Below are 22,124 nucleotides of genomic sequence, written 5' to 3' on the forward strand. Positions count from 1 at the left end.
TGACCTGTCACTATGCTGGTCGCCGTGAGCGCATCCGCAGCCGCCGACTGGCAGCCCGACCGATTTCTCGAGGACTACCGGCAACGCGTCCTCCCCCTGGGCCCCGATCCCGACGGTGAATCGCCGATCACCGCGACCCTGGTGCGACGCGCCGAGTCGTCACCCGCGCGCGGCGCAGTGCTCTACGTCCACGGGTTCACCGACTACTTCTTCCACGAGCCGCTCGCCGACTTCTTCGTCGACCGCGGGTACGCGTTCTATGCTGTCGACCTGCGAAAATGCGGGCGATCGTGGCAATCGCACCACACGCCGCACTTCACCACCGACCTCGCGATGTACGACGAAGAGCTCAACGCGTCGCTGCGGATCATCCTCGACGAGCTGGGACCCGACTGCCGGGTCGTGGTGGCCGGGCATTCGACGGGCGGCCTCATCACCGCACTCTGGCTCGACCGGTTGCGGCAGCGCGAGCCGGCGCTGCACGCGGCAGTTGACGGACTCCTGCTCAACTCACCCTGGTTCGATCTGCAGGGCGACGCGGTGCTCCGCACCCTCCCGGTCACGCTGCTCGTCAAGGCGATCGCCGCCGTCGCGCCGACCAGGGTGATACCGAAGGAACTCTCGCAGGCCTACGGCGAGAGCCTGCACGACAGCGCTCACGGCGAATGGAACTACGACCTGTCGGCGAAACCGCTGGGCGGATTCCCGGTCACCTTCGGTTTCCTCGACGCGGTGCGCAGCGGTCAGCGTCGCCTGCACCGCGGCATCGACGTCGGTGTTCCCGCGCTCGTGTTACGTTCGGACAAAACGCATTTCGCCAGGACCTACTCGGCGTCCACCGATCATGCCGATGCCGTCCTCGACGTCACCCACATCGCCCGCTGGAGCGGGTGCCTCGGCGGCCGCGTGACCGCGGTACCGATCCCCGACGCCCGGCACGACGTCTTCCTCTCCGTCGCACACGCACGCGAGCACGCCTATCGCGAGGTCGACCACTGGCTGTCCGCCGTCCTCTCAACCGAAAGCGAGAATCCTCTATGACCGCCACGCAGGTCGTCGACCTGGCCATCATCGGCTCCGGCAGCGGCAACGCCATTCCCGATGACCGCTTCGCGGACAAGACCCTCGCGATCTTCGAGGAGGGCGTCTACGGCGGCACCTGCCTCAACGTGGGGTGCATCCCGACCAAGATGTTCGTCTACGCCTCCGAGGTGGCCGAGATCGCCAGGCACGGTGCTCGCCTGGGCGTGCACTCGAAGGTGGACTCGGTCGACTGGCCCGGCATCGTCGAGCGCGTGTTCGGCCGCATCGACCCGCTGTCGCAGGGCGGCAAGGAGTACCGGGTCGATCGGTGCGAGAACATCACCGTGTACGACTCCCATGTCGAATTCGACGGGCGCGACGACGACGGCCGGTACCGGTTGGTCACGCGAGACGGCGACACCGTTCTCGCCGACGAGGTCGTGCTCGCCGCCGGATCGCGCGCGGTCATCCCCCAGATCATCGCCGACTCGGGGGTCACCTACTACACCAACAACGACGTCATGCGTCTTCCCGAGCTGCCCGAACGCCTGATCATCGTCGGGAGCGGTTACATCGCAGCGGAATTCGCACACGTCTTCGGCGCGCTGGGCTCACATGTGTCGATCATCGCGCGCGGCCCGGGTCTGCTCCGCAAGCAGGATGCCGACATCTCCAACCGCTTCACCCAGGTGGCCCGGGAGAAGTGGGACGTGCGGCTGGAGACCACGATCACCGAGGCCGAGGATCTGCCCGACGGCGGTGTGCGGGTCGGGCTCTCCGACGGCGCGACACTCGAGGCCGACGTCCTGCTGATCGCGACCGGCCGGCAGCCGAACGGCGACCGGCTCAACCTCGACTCCGTCGGTATCGAGCTCGACGACGAAGGTCGCGTGCGCTGTGATCAGCACGGTCGCACCGCCGCCCGCGGAGTGTGGACGCTGGGCGACGTCAGCTCGCCGTACCAGCTCAAGCACGTCGCCAACCACGAACAGCGGGTGGTGCAGGCCAATCTCCTGAAAGGCTGGGACGCAACCGATCTGGACGCCTTCGACCACCGGTACGTCCCGGCGGCGGTGTTCACCCACCCGCAGATCGCCGCGGTGGGCCTCACCGAGGACGAGGCTCGCGAGGCCGGCCACGACATCGCCGTCAAGGTCCAGGCCTACGGCGATGTCGCCTACGGCTGGGCGATGGAGGACACCACCGGATTCTGCAAGCTGATCGCCGAACGCGGCACCGGCCGGTTGCTGGGCGCACACCTCATCGGCCCGCAGGCACCGACGGTCATCCAGCCGGTCATCCAGGCGATGCACTTCGGCCAGACCGCACACGAACTTGCCCGCGGCCAGTACTGGATCCACCCGGCGATGCCCGAGGTCCTGGAGAACGCGATCCTCGGCCTGGACATCTGACGGCCAGGCCCTCCGCGCGAGCTCAGAAAATCGTTGAGCGCAGGGCGATCTCGCTGGCGAGGGCCGGGGCCGCGCGCTGCGGAATCCAGTGGTCCACGCCCGCGAGTTCGCAGTAGCGGAAGTCGCCGTAGACGTACCGGCCGCTGCCCTGCGCCTGTTCGCGACCCAGGGCGGTGTCGGCGTCGCTCCACAGCAGCGTGGTCGGGATCTCGACCGGCGGGCACGCCATCGTCGCCTTGATGTCGCCGGTGAAGTTCGCGCGGTACCAGTTCAGCGCCGCGGTCAGGGCGCCCGGTTCCCGCAGCGGGGCGAGTTCGTCCTCGGAGATCCCCACCGCCCGCAGCTCGGCGGCGTCGTCGGCGAGCAGCCTCTCTTCGGCCCCGTCGGCCACGAAATCGAGGATGTACGAAGAACGTTCACGCTGGTCGCTACCGACGAGAGCGTCGCGCATGGCCGACGGATGCCCGGTGCTGGCGACGACGAGACCGGTGAACCGGTCGGGGTACTTCCCGGCGAGATGCCACGCGACGATGCCGCCCCAGTCGTGCCCGACGAGGATCGCGTAACCGATGCCGAGGGCGTCGAGAACCCCGATCACATCGGACACGAGGTGGGTGAGCCGGTAGTCGTCCACCCCGGGCGGCCGCGCGCCGGGGCTGTACCCACGTTGATCGATGACCAGTGTCCGCAGCCCCGACTCGTGCAGGCGCGGCAATACGTCGTCGTAGCAGCTCCCGTTCACCGGGAACCCGTGCAGCAGCAGAACCCACGGACCGGTCTCCGGTCCCCCGATCCGGACGTCGAAGGTGAGGCCGCCCACGGTCACCTGACGTCGGTCGTCGATCATGGGGCGGTCTTCAGTCATGGCGCCCACGATAACCCGTCTCCACGACCCCGGCGTCTACAAGTCCTCGAGGTGGTGACGGATGACCTTGGGGTGGCGCGGCGGCCCTTGTCGGATCAGCCGCATGACAGCGTCGAGGTCGAGGTGTTCGGTGACGAGGTCGGCCATCGCGTCGACCTGTCGCCGACGTACGGCGTCGACATCGGTGTCGGGCGCCACGCGGAATCCCCGGACCCCGGCCTCGGCCGCCACGTCGGCCAGAAGTCGACGCCGGAAGTCGTTGCACGCCAGCAGTCCATGCCAGTGGGTACCCCGGACCGCCCCCCGCACCGCGCCCTCCGGACCGTGCCGGTCGTCGACGATCCACGTGTTCTCGGCCGATCGGGTCACCCGGCCGTGATGGATCTCGTAGCCGCTGATCGCGACGCCGGACGCGTCGCCGCCGGTCCCGGTCACCTGCCGCACGGTCTTCTCGGCGTGGAACTCGATGTCGAGGTCGAACAACCCCAGTCCGGGCACCCGCCCGCGACCGGACTCCACCCGGTCGTCGAGGGTGCGGCCCAGCATCTGGAATCCGCCGCACACGGCGACGATCGGACGTCCGCGGGCCGCGCGTTCGGTGAGCGCCTCCCCCAGACCGCGCGCCCGCAGCCACTCGAGGTCGGTCACGGTGGCGCGGGTGCCGGGCAACACGACGAGGTCGGCGGCCGCCACCCCGGCCGGGTCGTCGACCCAGGTGACGTCGACACCGGGTTCGCAGGCCAGCGCCTCGACATCGGTCGAATTGGAGATCCGCGGCAGGCGGATGGCGGCGACCCGCAATCGGGGTCCTCCGGTCGCGGAGGATTCGGTGAACGAGCGCGGTGGCCCGACCCGCCGCCCGACCGGCGCCGCTAGCGAGTCCTCGGCGTCGAGCCACAGGTCGTCGGCGAAGGGCACCACCCCGAGCGTCGGCCGTCCCGTGATCGCCTCGACCTGCCGAAGTCCCGGCTCGAGGATCGACGGGTCACCACGGAACTTGTTGACCACGAACCCCGCGATCAGCCGCTGATCGGCGTCGTCGAGGACCGCGGTGGTACCGAACAGATGGGCCAGCGACCCGCCGCGGTCGATGTCGGTGACCAGCACCACCGGGAGGTCCGCCGCCTGTGCGAGACCGAGATTCGCGATGTCGTTGGCGCGCAGGTTGATCTCGGCGACCGAACCCGCACCTTCGCAGATGACGACGTCGAAGTCGCGTCGGAGACCGGCCAACTCGTCGGCGACGACGGCACGCAGCCGCGACCGCCAGTGCAGGTAGTCGGCGGCCCCGGCGTCTCCGGCGGGCCGACCGCGGAGGATCACGTGCGAGCGACGGTCACTGCCCGGTTTCAGCAGCACCGGGTTGAACCTGGTGGAGGGTTCGAGGCCACAGGCGAACGCCTGCAACGCCTGGGCACGACCGATCTCGCCGCCGTCGAGGGTGACCACCGAGTTGTTGGACATGTTCTGCGCCTTGAACGGTGCGACCCGCACACCGGTGCGCCGCAGCGCACGGCACAGCCCGGCGACGATGAGGCTCTTCCCGGCATCGCTGCTGGTACCGCCCACGAGCAATGCGCCACCGAGTCCGTCCACCCGGAACAGACTAGAGGCCGGACCCGAGGCCGCGACCACGGTGGCGTCGTTCACAAGTCCCACCGTTCACCTCGCGGTCGTGCGGGTCTGGATACAGTGACCCGGACGAACAGGTCGACAGCCGGTCGTTCGGAGTCAAGGGGGGTCATCGGACGTGGAGGTCGTGAAGCCCGGGTCCGTGTTCGCCGGATATCGCGTCCTCTCGATGCTCGGGCGCGGCGGCATGGGACAGGTCTGGCTCGTCGAACACCCGACCCTGGGCCGCCGCGAGGCCCTCAAGATCATCTCGCCGAACCCCGCCGATCCCAGTTTCGCCGAGCGGTTCCGCAACGAGGCCCGCACCGCCGCGGCCCTCGATCACCCCGGCATCGTCACGGTCTACACCCACGGCGTGGAGAACGGCAGCCCGTGGTTCTCGATGTCCTACCTCGAAGGCGAGGACCTCGCCGCCGCGTCGGCCCTGCCGGTCGACGACGTGGTGACGGTCGTCGGCAAGGTCGCCGACGCGCTCGACTATGCCCATACCCGGCGCGTCATCCACCGCGACATCAAACCCGCGAACATCGTGGTCGCCCGCGGCCCCGACGGCCGGATCACCCGGGTCACCGTGCTCGACTTCGGCATCGCCCGCCTGATGGACGGCGCGAAGATGACCGCGACCAACCTGTTCGTCGGCACCCTCGCCTACGCCGCACCCGAGATCCTCACCGGCGAACCGGCGATCCCGGCGTCGGACCAGTACGCGCTCGCGTGCACGACCTTCCAGCTGCTCACCGGATCGCAGCCCTACCCCGGGCAGACCCCGATGGCCCTGATCGCCGGCCACGTCAACACGCCCGCACCGCGGATCTCCGAGCGCCGCCCCGACCTCGTCCACGTCGATGCCGTGTTCGCGCGCGCCCTCGCCAAGAACCCCGCCGACCGGTTCGCGTCCTGCTCCGAGTTTGCCGCGGCGCTCGCCCGGGCGGTCGAGATCGCGTCGACGGCGCCCTCCGTCGTCGCGGCGCAGGCACCCGGCCGTCCGTTCTCCCCACCGCCGCCCACCCAGCAGGCGCCGGTGCACCCGGTGAACCACCGTGCCCAGCCACCCGGCGTTCACCCACCGTTCCCGGCGTACGGTCCCGGCGGACCGCCGCCGGGTCCACCACCCGGATATGTGACCGGGCCCGGCGGACCCCACGGACCCGGCCCGGGGTCACGGGGAACGGGCTCACGCACCGCGTGGATCGTCGCCGCGGTGCTCGGTGTCGTCGTCCTCGTCGTCGGTGTCGTCGGGGCCGCGATCGCCCTCAGCGGATCGGTATCGGATCCTCAGACGGCGCCGGTCGCCGGGTCATCGACGACGGCGCCCAGCAGTTCCGGCGGATCATCCGGCGGCAGCGATGAGTTCGAGTCCATCGCCTCCAGCGGGGACAGTACGTGCGCGGTGCGCGGCGGTCGACTGTACTGCTGGGGCGACAACGAACGGGGCACGCTCGGCGACGGTACGACCACCGACCGTCCGCGACCCGTCCCGGTCACCGGTGTCTCCGACGTCTCGGCGGTCAGCATGGGCGGCCTCGGGACGACCTGCGCGATCAGTTCCGGAGACCTCTACTGCTGGGGTTACGGCATCGGACCGCCCGGCCAGAACGTGCCGCTGCCGACAAAGGTGTCCGGCCTGTCCCGGGTGTCGGCGGTGTCGGTCGGGCTCACGATCTGCGCGATCAGCGACGGCGACGCCTACTGCTGGCGCAACAACGCGAGCGGCCAGGTCGGCAACGGCAGTACCGGGTCGGTGGACGTGCCCACCCGCGTGGCCGGCCTCTCGGACGTGACCGCCGTGTCCACGTCGCACACCACGAGTTGCGCCATCGCCGGCGGTTCGGCCTACTGCTGGGGCAACAACCGGGAAGGCCAGATCGGCGACGGCACCACACTCGACCGCCTCACCCCGACCCGGGTCCTCGGACTCGACTCGCCCACGTCGATCAGCACGAGCCTGTACTCGACGTGTGCGGTCGCCGGCTCCGGCGGCGTGTTCTGCTGGGGCCAGAACACCAGCGGCCAGCTCGGCGACGGCACCGAGCAGAACCGGCGCACCCCGACCCGCATCGACGTCCGCGGGGCCACCGAGGTGTCCACGGCGGCCTATGGCGGATGCGCCGCCGCGGGCAGCTCCGCCTACTGCTGGGGTTCGCGCAGCGATCAGCCGGACAAGAGCCCCGACCGCGTCAACGGACTGTCGGGGGTCACCGAGGTCACCACCGGTTCGGCGAACGTGTGCGCGGTCGCGGACGACGAGATGTACTGTTGGGGCCTCAACGGCCAGGGTCAGCTCGGCAGCGGGACGACCACGACGAGCAGCGAACCGCAACCCGTCCGCTTCCCCGCCTGAACGTCTCGGCTGTCGGACCGAACCTCAGTTGTCGGGCCCGATGTCAGTTGTCCGGCACAGTGAGGATCTCGGCGCCGTCGTCGGTGACGACGAGGGTGTGCTCGAACTGCGCGGTCCACCGGCGGTCGGCGGTCACCACGGTCCAGCCGTCGTCCCACATCTCCCACGGCAGTGCGCCGAGGTTGATCATCGGCTCGATGGTGAAGACCATCCCGGGTTCGAGGACCGTGTCGACGTTCGGTTCGTCGTAGTGCAGCACGATCAGCCCGTTGTGAAAGGTCTCACCGATGCCGTGGCCGGTGAAATCGCGCACGACCGTGTAGCCGAACCTGTTCGCGTAGGACTCGATGACCCGACCGATGACATTCAGCTCGCGACCCGGTTTGACGGCCTTGATGGCCCGCTCGGTCGCGATCCGCGTCCGCTCGACGAGATCGGCGGCCTCCTGGTCGACGTCGCCGGCGAGGAAGGTCGCGTTGGTGTCGCCGTGCACGCCGTGGATGTAGGCGGTGACGTCGATGTTGACGATGTCCCCGTCCTCGATCACCGTCGAATCCGGGATGCCGTGGCAGATCACCTCGTTCAACGAGGTGCAGCACGACTTCGGAAAGTCCTTGTAGCCCAGCGTCGACGGGTAGGCACCGTGGTCGATCATGTACTCGTGCGCGATCGCGTCGAGTTCGTCGGTGGTCACGCCCGGGGCGACGGCCTTGCCCGCCTCGGCGAGTGCATTGGCCGCGATCTTGCTCGCGATGCGCATCTTCTCGATCGTCTCGGCGGTCTGCACCCAGGGCTCATGGCCCTCGTTCACCGTCGGCTTCCACACGTATTCGGGACGTTCGATGGAGTCGGGCACGGACCGGATGGGCGACACGATCCCCGGCGTGAGGGCACTGCGAACTGGCATGCGACCAGACTATCCCGGCCCGTCGCGGCGAGGCCCGTGGGCGGACACCGCGGCGAACGTCACTAAGCTCGCCGGGAGGAGCCGATGGGAGGGCATCGGAGTCGACGATGGAGGTGTGCGGTGCGGACCAGGGGCTTACGGGCGGCGCTGGTGATGGTGCTGACCGTGCTGAGCCTGTCGGCGTGCTTCGTCACCCCGATCGAGCAGGAGCGGCACTCGCCGGGCGCACATCTGCGCGACGGCCCGCAGACTGCGACGCTCGCGGAGTCCGACGTCACGCCCGTCGTCGAGAATCCCGCTCCCCGGCTGCCCGCGACCGTGGACTCGCTGCGGTACGGCGACGTGACCGTCGACGACGCCGACCGGATCATCGCCGTGGACATCAACGGAACCCTCGGCAACATCGTGTACGCCCTCGGACTCGGGTCGCACGTGGTGGGGCGCGACACGTCCACCGCCTTCCCCTCGGCGAGATCGCTGCCGGTGGTGACCAACCGCGGACACAGCCTCAACGCCGAATCCGTTCTCGCCCTTGACCCGAGCGTCCTGCTCGTCAGCGAGTCCACTGTGCCCACCGCCGCCGTCGACCAGATCCGCGACTCCGGCGTCGCGGTCGTCGTGTTCCCGGCCGCCCGCAATCTGGAGTCGAACGACACCCTGATCCGCTCGGTCGCAGCCGCACTCGGTGTCGCCGATGCCGGCGAGAAGCTCGTCGCCCGGACCGACGCCCAGATCCAGGAGGCGCGCGCGCTGGTCCCGGATCCGTCCGGAGATCCCACCATGGCGTTCCTCTACATCCGCGGACGCAACCTGCTGCTGCTGGCCGGGCCCGGATCGGGTGCCGACGACCTCATCGAGGCGCTCGGTGGCCGGGATGCCGGCGCGGCAGCCGATCTCACCGGCGCGTTCACCGCGATCAGCGCCGAGGCCATGATCACCGCCGACCCGGACGTGATCCTCGTGATGACCCAGGGCGCGGCCACCGTCGGCGGACCCGAGGGGGTGCTGACCCTGCCGGGTGTGGCCGACACCGAGGCCGGCCGCAACGGACGGGTCGTGCAGATGGACGAGAGTCAGATCCTGGCGTTCGGTCCCGAGGTCGGACTGGTGCTGGGTGCGCTGGCGAGGTCGATCTACGCATGACCGACCCAGCGCGGACCACGACGGACCCGGCGACCGAGCCGACGACCCCGTCGGCCGTCGTCGCTCCCCCGGCCGGCACGTCGCATCGGGTCCGTGACCTCACGGTGGTGGCGGTGATGCTGGTCGCCTTGGTCGTGCTCGTCATCGTGTCCGCGGGCACCGGAAAGGTGTCGGTGCCGCCGCTCGAGGTGCTCGGCAGCCTCGCCCACCATTTCCACCTCGATCTCGGACCGCTCCCCTCCCACCCGAACGGCGAAGGCGCGCTGTGGAATGTGCGCTTCCCGCGCATCGTGCTCGGACTGTTCGTCGGAGCCGCGCTCGGCGCCGCGGGTTGCCTCCTGCAGGGAGTGCTGGCGAACCCGCTGGCCGAACCGGGGATCATCGGCGTCTCCTCCGGCGCCGCGGTCGGCGCCTGTCTGATGATCGTGCTCGCCGGCGGGACCGCCGGAGCCGGTGGCGCGGCGGGCAATTGGGCTCTCGCCGGGGCGGCCTTCGTGTTCGGCCTCATCACCGCGGCGGCGGTGTACGTGTTGTCCCTTCGCGACGGCTCGTCGTCGGCGATCATGCTGGTGCTCACCGGTATCGCGGTCAACGCGTTCGCGGCCGGGGTCATCGCCTTCCTCACCTTCGTGGCCACCACCGCCGCCCGCGAGCAGATCATCTTCTGGCAGCTCGGCTCGCTCGCCGGACGCACCTGGAGCGAGATCTGGGTCGTCGCACCGCTCGTCGTCGTGGGTGTCGCGGCCTGCCTGTTCCTGGTCTCGAAGCTCGATCTGCTCGCGCTGGGCGACATCCAGGCCGCCTCCCTCGGCGTGAACGTGGAGGCCGTCCGCCGGCAGGCGATCGTGCTCACCGCGGTGCTGACCGCCGCGGCGGTCGCCTTCGCCGGGATCATCGCCTTCGTCGGCCTCATCGTGCCGCACGTGATGCGCCTCATCGTCGGACCGCGCCACGCGATCCTGTTACCCACCAGCGTGATCGGTGGAGCGCTGGTCATCACCGGTGCCGACCTCGCCGCCCGGACGATGCTCGGTGACGCCGACCTCCCGCTCGGCATGTTCACGTCCCTGATCGGTGGCCCGGTCTTCTTCATCCTGTTGCGTCGCAGCCGTCACGCGGGTGCCGGATGGTGACGACCGAAACCGCCGCGACGACGGCCCTGGGTATCCACGCCCGAGACGTCTCGGTCGTTCTCGGCGGACGCGAGGTGGTGCGCGAGGTGACCCTCGACGTCGGGCGCGGTGAACTCGTCGCCCTCGTCGGCCCCAACGGGTGTGGCAAGTCCACGCTGCTGTCGGCCCTGTCCGGCACCCGCACACCGCAGCGCGGTCACATCGAGGTCGACGGCCGGGACGTCGCGACGACCTCGATGCGCGAACTCGCCCGCCACCGCTCGCTGGTGACCCAGCAGAACCGGGTGGACACCCCCTTCACCGTGGCCCAGGTCGTCGCGATGGGCCGCTACCCGTGGCTGCGGACACCGCGCGCGGCGAACTCCCCAGCGGTCATCGCCGACGCGATGGCACTGTGCGAACTCGGCGACATCGCCGACCGGCCGTTCGGACAGCTCTCCGGCGGCCAGCAGGCACGCGTCTCCCTGGGTCGTGCCCTCGCCCAGGACACCCCCGTCATGATGCTCGACGAGCCGACCGCGGCACTCGACATCCACCATCAGGAGCAGGTCCTCGACATCCTGCGCGTCCACCGCGATGCCGGGAACGCCGTGCTGCTGGTGGTGCACGACCTCACCCTCGCGGCCGCCTACGCCGACCGGGTGGCCGTGATGAAGGACGGCCGGCTGCTCGCGATCGGGCCGACGCCGGAGGTGATGACCGTCGACCTGCTCAGCCACACCTACGACCACCCCGTCGAGGTGATCGAACATGCCGGGCGACGGGTGATCCTCCCCGTCCGGACACCCGGTAGCGCCTAGAAGATGGTGCGCACTGGTGAGGGCGTCTCAGGAGAGAGGGCGCACCGCGTAGCCCGGTCCGAGACCGGCGAAGAAGTCGCGGGTGACGGCCACCGCGTTGTTCGAATCACCGCCACCTACGACGAGGGTGGCGAACGCGATGTCGCCACGGTAGCCGGCGAACCAGGCGTGTGACCCGCCGGCGAACTCCGCCTCACCGGTCTTGCCGAAGACCGCACCCTGGCCGTCGATCACCGACGCCGTACCGCTCGTGATGACCTCACGCATCATCGGGCGCAGCTGGGCGTAGACCTCGGGCGCCATCGTGGGCGTCGGACCCTCGACCTTCGTGGGCTTGTCCAGGATGAGTTGCGGCACCGGCGCCTTCCGACCGTTCGCCACGGTGGCGGCCACCAGGGACAGCCCCAGCGGCGAGACGAGGACCTTGCCCTGCCCGAAGCCGTCCTCACTGCGGGCGACGAGTTCGTTCTCGATCGGCACCGAGCCGGACACGGCGTCGAGGCCGGCGATCTCGTACTGTTGTCCGACGCCCATCGCGGCCGCGGCGTGCGCGAGATCCGACGGTCCCATCTCGCTGGCGAGTTTGGCGAACGTGGTGTTGCAGGACTGCGCGAACGCCCGCAGCATCGACACCGTCCCCAGCGAGAACCCGTCGTAGTTCGGGATCAGGCGCGGACCGATCTGGATGGCGCCGGGACATCCGACGGGAGTGTCGGGGGTGGCCATCCGATGGCTGATCGCGGCCGCGGCGGTCACCATCTTGAAGGTCGACCCGGGCGGGTACAGACCGGTCGTCGCGATGGGCCCCGACCGGTCGGCCGCGGGATTCTGGGCGACCGCGAGGATCCGACCGGTGGACGGCTGCACGACGACCAGCGCGATCTGGAACCGGTTGGTGGCGTTGACCGCTCGCTGGGCCGCGTTCTGCACCGTCCGCGACAGACTCAGCGAGACCGCCGGCGCGGGGTCCGGGTCGTGGTCGGCGAGGACGTCGGCGTCGAGGCCGTTGGGGTTGACCGTCACCACCCGCCAGCCCGCCCGCCCCGACACCTCGGAGTCGACGACCTTCTTGACCTCGGTCAGCAGGGCGGGCGCGAATCTCGGGTCCTCGGGGACCAGTTCGGCCTGTTCGTTGGTCACGACGCCGGGGATCGCCAGTTGGTCGCGCAAGCGGTCGAACTGGTCGTGGGACAGCCGGGCGAGCGGGTACTGCTGCCGGTTCGCGGTGACCTGTTCGATGATCGTCTGCTCGTTGAGCGAGGGACTGAACCGGCGCAGTACCGCGACCGCACCGGTCACCGACTCGGCGACCGACGCGCCCTGTTCGGCGGCGGCGGTCGCATCGAAGTTGACGCCCACGACGGTGCCGTTGACCATCACCTCCGAGCCGTCGGACTCATTGACCGTCGCGCGCGGCGCCTCGACGATCTGGAGCGAAAGGCGTTGATCGGCACCGAGTTTCGGATGGATGTTCGTCGACGCCCAGCGCACCGCCCAGCCGTCGTCGGACCGGCCCATCCGCAGGGTGGCGTCGTAGGCCCAGTCGCGGCCCCGCGGCAGCGCCCACGTGTAGTCGACGTCCACCTCGGCGGTGTCCCCGGTGACGCGGACCCGCCCGGCCTGCGACTCGAGCGCCTCGGCACCCAGCCCGGCCCAGGCCGACTCCATCGCGGACTCCGCGGCAGCGGGTGTGTCGGTCAGCGCCGCCGCGGACGCCACCTCACGATCGGCGTAGGCCTGCAGGAAGCGCTCCGCGGCGCGGCGCGGCCCGTCGTCCTCGGAGGCCGAACAACCGACCGTGGCCACCGTCACGGCAGCACACACCGCGACGATCACCGCCGGGGTCCATCGAGTTCGCATGCGCCACATCGCAGTCGAGTCTAGGGTGGCCCGGCCGGAATCCCGCGACGCCACGCGGGGCGGGCGCTCAGTCGACGAGGACGGTCGCGAAGGTGCCGACCTCGGTGAACCCAATGCGGTCGTACACCGCGCGCGCGGTCACGTTGAAGCTGTTGACGTACAGACTCGGAATGCGGCCGTGAGCGGCGACGGCCTCGGCGACGGCCGCGGTACCACCCAGTCCCAGTCCCTCACCGCGCCGGTCGGGATCCACCCAGACTCCCTGGATCTGGCCGACCCGGCGGGACAGCGAGCCGATCTCGGCCTTGAACACGACGTCGGGGCCGTCGAACCGGGCGAACACCCGCTGCGCGGTGATGAGCGAGGCGAGGCGCCGACGATAGGAACGACCGCCGTCGCCGGCCGTCGGATCGACACCGACCTCGCCGATGAACATGTCGATGGCCGCGGGCATGTACGCGTCGAGGTCGTCGAGGGTCACCAACCGCACGAGCGGGTCGGCGGGTACCGCCGCACAACACGTGAGGGCGAGCAGTGGCTGCACCGGCCGGACCTCACGCGCCGGACCCCACACCGGCTCGATCTGTTCCCACATCTGCATCACGAGGTCGGCGCGGCCGACGATGGAGGAGCATGCCCGCGGCCCGGCGATGGCGCGGTCGGAGAAGTAGTCGAGATCCTCGGGCGAACCGGTGAGCGGGATCAGGTTGGCGCCGGAGAAGCAGAGGGACGACGCGGGATTCTGCGCGGTCCACAGCTCGCCGCCCAGCAGCCGGGGGTTGATCCCGTGCGTCTCGAAGCGGGCCGCGACCATGCACATCGCCACCGGGTCCGAGGTGAGGACACGTTCGACAGCAGCCGCATCACGAGCGCCGAGCGGCTTGTCGCCCAGTAGCTTCAGCAACGCCGCTCCTCCCTCTCGAGCCTCCCGCCGACCTAGGAAACGGTCACCACGGGCGGGCCCACGTGAGTACCGTCTCCAGTTTCTCCTGATTCCTCGGCGATCCGCAGCGCTTCTTCGATCAAGGTCTCCACGATCTGCGCCTCGGGAACCGTCTTGATGACCTCGCCCTTGACGAAGATCTGCCCCTTGCCGTTTCCGGAGGCCACGCCGAGGTCGGCCTCGCGGGCCTCACCGGGGCCGTTGACGACGCACCCCATCACGGCCACGCGCAGCGGGACCTCCATGCCCTCGAGTCCGGCGGTGACCTCGTCGGCCAGCTTGTAGACGTCGACCTGGGCGCGGCCGCACGACGGGCATGAGACGATCTCGAGTTTGCGCGGGCGGAGATTCAGCGACTGCAGGATCTGGTCGCCGACCTTGATCTCCTCGGCCGGCGGGGCCGACAGGGACACCCGGATGGTGTCGCCGATGCCCTCGCTGAGCAGCGCGCCGAAGGCGACGGCGGACTTGATCGTGCCCTGGAAGGCGGGCCCGGCCTCGGTGACCCCGAGGTGCAGCGGGTAGTCACAGGCGGCGGCGAGCTGGCGGTAGGCCTCCACCATGATCACCGGGTCGTTGTGCTTCACCGAGATCTTGATGTCGCCGAAGCCGTGCTCCTCGAACAGCCCGGCCTCCCACAGCGCCGACTCGACGAGCGCCTCCGGGGTCGCCTTGCCGTACTTCTGCAGGATCCGCTTGTCGAGGGACCCGGCGTTGACGCCGATCCGGATGGGGATCCCGGCATCACCGGCCGCCTTGGCGACCTCCTTGACCCGGCCGTCGAACTCCTTGATGTTGCCCGGGTTGACACGCACGGCGGCACAGCCGGCGTCGATCGCGGCGAAGATGTACTTCGGCTGGAAGTGGATGTCGGCGATCACCGGGATCTTGGACTTCTTGGCGATGATCGGCAGCGCCTCGGCGTCTTCGGGACGCGGGCACGCGACACGCACGATGTCGCACCCCGAGGCCGTCAACTCCGCGATCTGCTGCAGGGTGGCATTGATGTCGTGGGTCTTGGTGGTCGTCATCGACTGCACCGAGATCGGGTGGTCGCTGCCGACGCCGACCGAGCCGACGAAAAACTGCCGGGTCTTCCGACGCGGGGCGAGCACCGGCGGTGGTCCGGCGGGCATGCCGAGTCCGATCGGCACAGCGGTCGCGGGAGTCGGGGCGTTCATCTCGTTCACCTCTGGGGGTTTCGGTTCTCTGATGGTATTCGGCGCCGGACGGCGACCCGGATCGTCCGGGTCACTGCCACGGGTTGATCGGGTTGATGATGTCGGCGGTGAGCGTGAGCACCATGAAGCCGGCCATGATCACGACGGCGGCGTAGGTGATCGGGAGCAGTTTGTAGTAGTCGACGGCCCCACCGGGTGCCCGGCCGAACCAGCGCCGCACGGTGTCGCGCCCCTTCTCGTAGCCGACGATCGCCATGTGGCCGCCGTCGAGCGGGAGGAGCGGGACCAGGTTGAACAGTCCCAGGAAGAAGTTGATGCTGATCAGGAGCATCCAGAACATGTCCCACAGTCCACGCTCGACGGCCTGACCGCCGAGCACCGAGGCGCCGTACACGCTGACCGGGGTGTCGAGGGCGCGCTCACCGCCGGTGACCGCCGTCCACAGCGCACCGATCTTCGAGGGTAGGGACAGCAGCGCGTTCCAGGTCTCGACCGCCAGTTCGCCGGTGAATCCGATCGCGCCGGGCACGATCTCGAGGCCGCTGTAGGTGATGACGTTCGGCGGGACGTCGTAGGCGATGCCGACCATGTTGTAGGTCTGGGTTTCGGAGGTGCCGTCGGCGTTCGTCGCCGTCACCGTGGTGGGCTCGGGGGTCATCGTCAGGTCGAGTCGCTGACCGTCGCGGTCGACCGTCAGCGCGACCGGGCCGCTGGACTCGCGGATCACCGGGGTCAGATCCGACGCCTGCCCGACCGGCTGACCGTTGATCGCCACGATGTCGTCACCGGGGAGCAGCCCGGCGGCGCCCGCCGGGCCGGTGCCGGTGCAGGGCGCGTCGGTCTGCTTGTTGCCTTCGATGGTGATCGTCGACGGGACGCACTGGGTCTCGCCGACGGTTGCCGGGGTCGGGCCGGGGTTGAGATTGGGCAGGCCGAACGTCAGTCCGACGATGATGATGAGGACGAAACCGAGGAGGAAGTTCTGGGCCGGTCCGGCGAACAGCACGACCAGGCGTTTCCAGGCCTTCTGCTTGTACATCGCCCGGTCCTTCTCGTCCCAGGCGAGTTCCTCGTGGGGGGTCATCCCGGCGATGTCGCAGAAACCGCCCAGCGGCAGCGCCTTGATCCCGTACTCGGTCTCGCCGCGCCGGGTGGACCAGATCGTGGGACCGAAGCCGACGAAGTACCGCCGGACCTTCATGCCCGTCGCCTGCGCGGCCCACATGTGGCCGCACTCATGCCATGCGACCGACAGCAACAGCGCCACGGCGAACAGCGTGACGCCGATCGCGAAACTCACGTACCCACTCCATCCGGATCACGGGGCGCACCCGCTCACGAGAGCCGCCGATCAGACGGATGCGGCCGCAACCAGCTGCGCAGCGCGATCCCGGGCCCACCGATCGGCGGCGAAGACCTCTTCCACAGTACCTGGCGTCCGGCGCCACTGGTCTGCCTCGCCGAGCACCTCCTCGATGACCTCGACGATGCGCGGGAACCGGATCGCACCTGCGAAGAACCCTGCTGCGGCGGCCTCGTTGGCGGCGTTGTAGACAGCCGTCAGACTGCCTCCCGCCGCACCGGCGCGTCGAGCCAGCTCGATCGCCGGGAACACCGCGTCGTCCACGGGCTCGAACGTCCACGCCGACGCGGTCGAGAAGTCGCAGGCCGTCGACGATCCGGGCACCCGGTCCGGCCATCCCAGTGCCAGGGCGATGGGTAGCTTCATCGACGGCGGTGAGGCCTTCGCCACCGTCGCCCCGTCGACGAAGGTCACCATCGAGTGCACGATCGACTGCGGGTGGACGGTGACGTCGATGCGGTCGTAGTCCACGTCGAACAGCAGGTGCGCCTCGATGACCTCGAGGGCCTTGTTGACCAGGGTCGCGGAGTTGAGCGTGATCATCGGGCCCATCGACCACGTGGGATGTCGGCCGGCCTGCTCGGGGGTGACGTCCTCGAGTTGCGCACGGGTCCATCCGCGGAACGGGCCGCCCGACGCGGTGAGGACCAGTCGGTCCACCTCGGCGGCCGTCCCCGCTCGCAGACACTGTGCGATTGCGGAGTGCTCGGAGTCGACCGGGACGATCTGCCCGGGCGCGGCGGCGTCGAGGACCAGTGCCCCGCCCGCCACGAGCGACTCCTTGTTGGCCAGCGCGAGCCGGGCACCCGATCGGAGTGCGGCGAGGCTGGGCGCCAGACCGATCGAGCCGACGACGGCGTTGAGGATCACATCGACCCCGGTGTCCGCGGCGACGACGTCGATCAGATCACACATGGCGTCCGGTCCATTCAGGACCCGGCCGCCGAGACGTTCGCCGAGTTCCTGCGCCCGCGTGGCGTCGGCGACGGCGATCCGCGAGGCCGGCACGCCGAACGCGGCGGCCTGATCGGCGAGCAGATCGGGATTCGACCCGCCGGCACCCAGACCGGCGACCTCGAAACGATCCGGATGTTCGGCGATCACCTCGAGAGCCTGGACGCCGATGGAACCGGTGGAGCCGAGGATCAGCACGCGTGTGGGCACGCACCCATTCTGGACCATGCTCGTCGACGAACCGCCGCCGCCGGTGACACCGGACCGACCTGCGGGCAGGAGGTGCCGCTATGCTGCTCGGAGAACTACTACCGATCGTCAGACATCTGACGTCCGCGCTGTGAGGAGTGGCTGTGGCAAGCACCGATGTGGAGCACACTGTGGGGCACGGCGATGGGGGGCATGGCGAAGTCGAGGTCATCGACACCGGCTGGCGCCGCGAGCCCGCCGATGCCCCGTCCGCCCGGTTCGGCTGGCACGGAGCAGCGACCAAGACCTTCTACGGTGCGGCCATCTTCTTCGCGCTGTTCCTGCTCGCGATGATCATCGGCAACCACACCGGGCACATCGAGGACCTGTATCTCATCGCCTTCGCCGCGGGCACGATCTTCCTCGTGGTGCGCGGCTGGTGGATGAACCGCGGAAAGTGGTCCTGACCAGCCAGATCGCCTCATCTACGACGAACGCCGAGCGGTGATCCGCTCGGCGTTCGTCGCATCTGCCTCTCAACACGCCCCGGGTCGGCGCCTCGGTGTCAGCGCTCTTCGGCCGCCAGCTGACCACACGCGGCGGCGATCTCCTGCCCGCGCGTGTCGCGAACGGTGCACGAGACTCCCTGCTCACGGACCCGGCGGACGAATTCGCGTTCGACCGGTTTGGGACTGGCGTCCCATTCCGAACCCGGCGTCGGGTTCAGCGGGATGAGATTCACGTGAACGAGTGACCCGAGGGCCCGGTGCAGCTTCTCCCCCAGCAGGTCGGCCCGCCAGGGCTGATCGTTGACGTCGCGGATGAGGGCGTACTCGATGGAGACGCGCCGTCCGGTGGTGTCGGCGTAGTAGCGGGCCGCCTCGAGCACCTCGGCGACCGACCACCGGTTGTTGACCGGGACGAGGGTGTCGCGCAGTTCGTCGTCGGGCGTGTGGAGGGAGACGGCGAGCGTCACCGCGAGCCCCTCGTCGGCGAGACGGCGGATCGACGGCGCGAGACCGACGGTCGACACGGTCACCGAGCGCGCGGAGATCCCGAGGCCCTCCGGCGCCGGCGAAGTGATCTGCCGGACGGCGCTGACCACGCGCTTGTAATTGGCCAGCGGCTCACCCATACCCATGAACACGACGTTCGACAGGCGTCCGGGCTCGCCGAGCTCCCCGTCGCGCAGCGCGCGGGCCGCGGCCCGCACCTGATCGACGATCTCGGCGGTCGACAGGTTGCGGTCCAGTCCGCCCTGCCCGGTGGCACAGAACGGGCAGGCCATGCCGCAGCCCGCCTGGCTGGAGATGCACAGCGTGTTGCGATCGGTGTAGCGCATGAGGACGCTCTCGAGGAGCGTGCCGTCGTGCAGGCGCCAGAGCGTCTTGCGGGTGGAGTCGTCGTCGCAGGAGATGTGCCGGACCGGGGTGAGCAGCTGCGGGAAGAGCTTGTCCCGCACCGATTCGCGCGACGCCGCCGGCAGATCCGTCATCTCGTCGACGTCACCGTTGAGGCGCGCATAGTACTGGCGGGCCAGTTGATCGGCCCGGAACTTCGGCAGCCCCAGGTCGGCCAGCGCCGCGACGCGACCGGCGGGGTCGAGGTCGGCGAAGTGTGTCGGCGGCCGCCCACGCTTGGGCGCGTCGAACACGAGTGGCAATGAGGTCATTTCGCCATTGTCGCATGTCATGATGAAGTGATGACGACACCCGAGGACCGACGGCACACGGGTTCGGTACCGGCGTGGGGCGAACAGCCCGCCGCGTCACCGCCACCGGCGACCGGTCACGCGCACACCCCGGAGCAGCACGCCCCTGACCCGGACCATCGCGATCGTCTCCGCCGCACGGTCGCCGACGTGGAGCACACGCGGACGCGCGCCACCTGGTTCGGCGTGGTGATCGGCGCGATCATCCTGGTCCTGTTGCTCGTCTTCATCGTGCAGAACCTCCAGTCGCAGACCATCGACTTGCTGTTCTGGGAGGTCAACCTGCCCCTCGGGGTCAGCCTGCTGATCGCGGCCATCGCCGGTGCACTGGTCGTCGCGCTCGTGGGCGGCCTGCGGATGCTGCAACTGCGGCGCGCGCTGAAGAAGGCAGCCAAGTAGCGTCCGGCGGCGCGGTGGCGCGTGCTCAGAGCAGCGCGGTGAGCACGACCCACACCACGAACGCCGACGGCAGCAGGCTGTCGAGCCGGTCCATGATGCCACCGTGGCCGGGCAGCAGCGTGCCCATGTCCTTGATCCCGAGATCGCGCTTCACCTGGGATTCGACGAGATCGCCGAGGGTCGCGCAGACCACCAGGACCGGTCCCAGGATGATGCCGATCCACCAGTGGCTCTCGAGCAGGAACACCACGCAGCCGACGGCACCGACAGTGCCGACGACGAGCGAGCCCACCATGCCTTCCCAGGATTTCTTCGGACTGATCGCCGGCGCCATCGGGTGCTTGCCGAACATCACACCCGCGGCATAGCCGCCGACGTCGGAGCACACCACGACGACCATCAGCGTGGCCACTCGCGCCGCCCCGTCGTCCTGCACGACCAGGTGGGCGCCGAACGACGCGAGCAGCGGTAACCACGCCAGCACGAACACGGTGACGGCGAGGTCGCGGAGGTAGTTGACCGGCGCCTTGTCGATGCCCTGCCCGAGCAGCTTCCACACCATCGACACCAGGGCCGTCGCCACGAAGGCGACGAGGGCTCCGGTCGGACCCCAGGGCCAGCTCGCCCAGATGATGGCCTGGCCGCCGATGAGCAGCGGCCAGAGGGCGACGTCGTAGCCGCCGGTGCGGAGACGTTTGATGACCTCCCAGGTGGCGACCGCGAACGCGACCGCCACGAGGCCGTACCAGACCTTCGGGACGAAGATCAGGATCGCGATGATGCTGATGCCGAGTGTGCCGCCGACCGCGATCGCGGCCGGCAGGTCGCGGCCGGCGCGCGACCTCTTCCCACCGCCCCGTTGCGGAACCTCGTTCACACCTCGAGCAATTCGTCTTCTTTGTGCTTGACCAAGTCGTCGATCTGGTGCACGTAGGTCGCCGTGGTCTTGTCCAGCTCCTTCTCGGCGCGCGACACCTCGTCCTCGCCGGCCTCGCCGTCCTTCTGGATGCGCTTGAGCTCGTCGGCAGCCTTGCGGCGCACGTTGCGGATCGCGACCTTCGCGTCCTCACCCTTGCCCTTGGCCTGCTTGACCAGATCGCGGCGACGCTCCTCGGTGAGCTGCGGGACGGCGACGCGGATGATCGTGCCGTCGTTGGTCGGATTGACCCCGAGGTCGGAGTTGCGGATCGCGGTCTCGATGTCGCGCAGCGTCGACGCCTCATACGGCTTGATCACGACGAGTCGCGGTTCGGGCGTGTTGATGCTCGCGACCTGGGTCACGGGGGTCATCGAGCCGTAGTACTCGATGTTGACCTTGTTGAACATGGCCGGGTTCGCCCGCCCGGTGCGGATGGAGCCCATGTCCTCCTTGGCGACGTTGACCGCCTTCTCCATCTTCTCCTCGGCGTCGAGCAACGCGTCGTCGATCATCTTCGTCCTTGTTCCGTTCGGTCGGTGTTCTCGTCGATCTCGGGGTCAGGCGCCGGTTCAGGTGCTGACCAGGGTGCCGATGCGGTCGCCTGCGACCGCACGGGCGATATTGCCCTGCTGGAGCAAATTGAACACCAAGATCGGCATCTTGTTGTCCATACACAGGCTGAAGGCCGTCGCGTCGGCGACCTTGAGCTCCTTGTCGAGCACCTCGCGGTGAGTGATCTCGGTGAAGAGGGTGGCGTCGGGGTTGGTGCGCGGGTCGGCGTCGTACACGCCGTCGACCGCCTTGGCCATCAGGACCACCTCGGCCTTGATCTCCAGCGCACGCTGGGCCGCGGTGGTGTCAGTGGAGAAGTACGGCATCCCCATGCCGGCGCCGAAGATGACGACGCGGCCCTTCTCCAGGTGCCGCTGGGCACGCAGCGGGAGATACGGCTCGGCGACCTGCCCCATCGTGATGGCGGTCTGCACCCGGGTCGAGATCCCGCGCTTCTCCAGGAAGTCCTGCAGCGCAAGGCAATTCATGACAGTGCCGAGCATGCCCATGTAGTCCGAGCGGCTTCGGTCGAGCCCTCGTTGCTGGAGTTCGGCGCCGCGGAAGAAGTTGCCGCCGCCGATCACGACGGCGACCTGGACACCGGAATTGACGACGTCGGCGATCTGGTCGGCGACGGTACCCACGACGTCGGGGTCGAGCCCGACGTCGCCGCCACCGAACATCTCGCCGCCCAACTTCAGCAAGACCCTACGGAATCCATCCCGCCGGATGGGGTCGGACGCTTCACTCATCGGCTTCCTCACTCGTCGGTTCGGTGAACTATCGTACGTCGTCAC

At 69.3% G+C, this 22,124-nt stretch carries 20 protein-coding genes; 8 read left to right on the forward strand and 12 right to left on the reverse strand.

Going from position 1 to position 22,124, the window contains the following annotated elements; translation table 11 throughout:
- The first annotated feature begins 12 nt into the window (after positions 1–12).
- Positions 13–1,041, forward strand: a complete 1,029-nt coding sequence (locus JW364_RS03870; RefSeq protein ID WP_068971265.1) for an alpha/beta hydrolase — start codon at positions 13–15, stop codon at positions 1,039–1,041.
- Entirely contained in the window at positions 1,038–2,435 is a 1,398-nt protein-coding gene (gene mtr / locus JW364_RS03875) for a mycothione reductase (RefSeq protein ID WP_068971264.1), read from the forward strand. Before JW364_RS03870 ends, mtr begins: the two co-directional genes overlap by 4 nt.
- Before the next feature lie 22 nt (positions 2,436–2,457).
- Here the strand turns inward: mtr and JW364_RS03880 are convergent, their stop codons facing one another.
- Together JW364_RS03880 and JW364_RS03885 are read right to left on the reverse strand one after the other, a co-directional pair.
- The gene (locus JW364_RS03880; protein WP_078112257.1) at positions 2,458–3,261 is read right to left on the reverse strand and encodes an alpha/beta fold hydrolase; all 804 of its coding nucleotides are present in this window, start codon (positions 3,259–3,261) and stop codon (positions 2,458–2,460) included.
- Between the two features lie 75 nt (positions 3,262–3,336).
- Entirely contained in the window at positions 3,337–4,896 is a 1,560-nt protein-coding gene (locus JW364_RS03885) for a cobyric acid synthase (protein ID WP_068971276.1), read from the reverse strand.
- A gap of 154 nt (positions 4,897–5,050) precedes the next feature.
- On the opposite strand from JW364_RS03885, the gene JW364_RS03890 reads away from it, so the two are divergent.
- A complete protein-coding gene (locus tag JW364_RS03890) occupies positions 5,051–7,273 on the forward strand; it encodes a protein kinase (RefSeq protein WP_068971263.1) in 2,223 nt (740 codons plus the stop codon).
- A 43-nt stretch (positions 7,274–7,316) separates the two neighbouring features.
- On the opposite strand, the gene map is transcribed toward JW364_RS03890, so the two are convergent.
- The gene (gene map / locus JW364_RS03895) at positions 7,317–8,180 is read right to left on the reverse strand and encodes a type I methionyl aminopeptidase (protein WP_058250111.1); all 864 of its coding nucleotides are present in this window, start codon (positions 8,178–8,180) and stop codon (positions 7,317–7,319) included.
- Positions 8,181–8,300: 120 nt separating this feature from the next.
- Between map and JW364_RS03900 the strand changes: the two genes are divergently transcribed.
- From JW364_RS03900 to JW364_RS03910, 3 genes are read left to right on the forward strand one after another with little or no spacing between them, the layout of a single operon-like run.
- Positions 8,301–9,323 (forward strand): hemin ABC transporter substrate-binding protein, encoded by a 1,023-nt coding sequence (locus JW364_RS03900; protein ID WP_068971262.1) that lies wholly within the window; start codon positions 8,301–8,303, stop codon positions 9,321–9,323.
- Positions 9,320–10,456, forward strand: coding sequence for an iron ABC transporter permease (locus JW364_RS03905; RefSeq protein ID WP_205333128.1), 1,137 nt, complete (start codon positions 9,320–9,322; stop codon positions 10,454–10,456). Before JW364_RS03900 ends, JW364_RS03905 begins: the two co-directional genes overlap by 4 nt.
- Entirely contained in the window at positions 10,450–11,256 is an 807-nt protein-coding gene (locus JW364_RS03910; RefSeq protein WP_068971261.1) for a heme ABC transporter ATP-binding protein, read from the forward strand. The genes JW364_RS03905 and JW364_RS03910 overlap by 7 nt, the downstream gene beginning before the upstream one ends.
- A 27-nt stretch (positions 11,257–11,283) precedes the next feature.
- On the opposite strand, the gene JW364_RS03915 is transcribed toward JW364_RS03910, so the two are convergent.
- From JW364_RS03915 to dxr, 5 genes are all read right to left on the reverse strand, one after another.
- Positions 11,284–13,125 carry a penicillin-binding transpeptidase domain-containing protein gene (locus tag JW364_RS03915; RefSeq protein WP_058250107.1) on the reverse strand — a complete coding sequence of 614 codons (1,842 nt, stop codon included), beginning with the start codon at positions 13,123–13,125 and terminating at the stop codon, positions 11,284–11,286.
- Positions 13,126–13,183: 58 nt separating this feature from the next.
- Positions 13,184–14,020: a GNAT family N-acetyltransferase gene (locus JW364_RS03920; protein WP_065628972.1), complete on the reverse strand. Its 837-nt coding sequence runs from the start codon at positions 14,018–14,020 to the stop codon at positions 13,184–13,186.
- 32 nt (positions 14,021–14,052) lie between these two features.
- A complete protein-coding gene (ispG, locus tag JW364_RS03925; protein ID WP_078112440.1) occupies positions 14,053–15,240 on the reverse strand; it encodes a flavodoxin-dependent (E)-4-hydroxy-3-methylbut-2-enyl-diphosphate synthase in 1,188 nt (395 codons plus the stop codon).
- A gap of 70 nt (positions 15,241–15,310) precedes the next feature.
- Positions 15,311–16,540 carry an RIP metalloprotease gene (locus JW364_RS03930; protein WP_065628973.1) on the reverse strand — a complete coding sequence of 410 codons (1,230 nt, stop codon included), beginning with the start codon at positions 16,538–16,540 and terminating at the stop codon, positions 15,311–15,313.
- Between the two features lie 51 nt (positions 16,541–16,591).
- Entirely contained in the window at positions 16,592–17,767 is a 1,176-nt protein-coding gene (gene dxr / locus JW364_RS03935; RefSeq protein ID WP_068971259.1) for a 1-deoxy-D-xylulose-5-phosphate reductoisomerase, read from the reverse strand.
- Between the two features lie 143 nt (positions 17,768–17,910).
- On the opposite strand from dxr, the gene JW364_RS03940 reads away from it, so the two are divergent.
- Positions 17,911–18,213 (forward strand): DUF2631 domain-containing protein, encoded by a 303-nt coding sequence (locus JW364_RS03940; RefSeq protein ID WP_058250103.1) that lies wholly within the window; start codon positions 17,911–17,913, stop codon positions 18,211–18,213.
- Between the two features lie 98 nt (positions 18,214–18,311).
- Here the strand turns inward: JW364_RS03940 and rlmN are convergent, their stop codons facing one another.
- Positions 18,312–19,418, reverse strand: a complete 1,107-nt coding sequence (gene rlmN, locus JW364_RS03945) for a 23S rRNA (adenine(2503)-C(2))-methyltransferase RlmN (RefSeq protein WP_065628976.1) — start codon at positions 19,416–19,418, stop codon at positions 18,312–18,314.
- A gap of 30 nt (positions 19,419–19,448) precedes the next feature.
- Here rlmN and JW364_RS03950 point away from each other — a divergent pair, with 30 nt between their 5' ends.
- The gene (locus JW364_RS03950) at positions 19,449–19,856 is read left to right on the forward strand and encodes a lipopolysaccharide assembly LapA domain-containing protein (protein WP_068971258.1); all 408 of its coding nucleotides are present in this window, start codon (positions 19,449–19,451) and stop codon (positions 19,854–19,856) included.
- Positions 19,857–19,881: 25 nt separating this feature from the next.
- On the opposite strand, the gene JW364_RS03955 is transcribed toward JW364_RS03950, so the two are convergent.
- From JW364_RS03955 to pyrH, 3 genes are read right to left on the reverse strand one after another with little or no spacing between them, the layout of a single operon-like run.
- A complete protein-coding gene (locus JW364_RS03955; protein ID WP_068971257.1) occupies positions 19,882–20,733 on the reverse strand; it encodes a phosphatidate cytidylyltransferase in 852 nt (283 codons plus the stop codon).
- Positions 20,730–21,287, reverse strand: a complete 558-nt coding sequence (gene frr / locus JW364_RS03960; protein ID WP_058250099.1) for a ribosome recycling factor — start codon at positions 21,285–21,287, stop codon at positions 20,730–20,732. The genes JW364_RS03955 and frr overlap by 4 nt, the downstream gene beginning before the upstream one ends.
- A gap of 57 nt (positions 21,288–21,344) precedes the next feature.
- Positions 21,345–22,079 carry a UMP kinase gene (gene pyrH / locus JW364_RS03965; protein WP_068971256.1) on the reverse strand — a complete coding sequence of 245 codons (735 nt, stop codon included), beginning with the start codon at positions 22,077–22,079 and terminating at the stop codon, positions 21,345–21,347.
- Positions 22,080–22,124 lie beyond the last annotated feature (45 nt).

Source organism: Gordonia sp. BP-119, from assembly GCF_016924115.1.
In the GTDB taxonomy this organism is placed as follows: Bacteria; Actinomycetota; Actinomycetes; order Mycobacteriales; family Mycobacteriaceae; genus Gordonia; species Gordonia hongkongensis.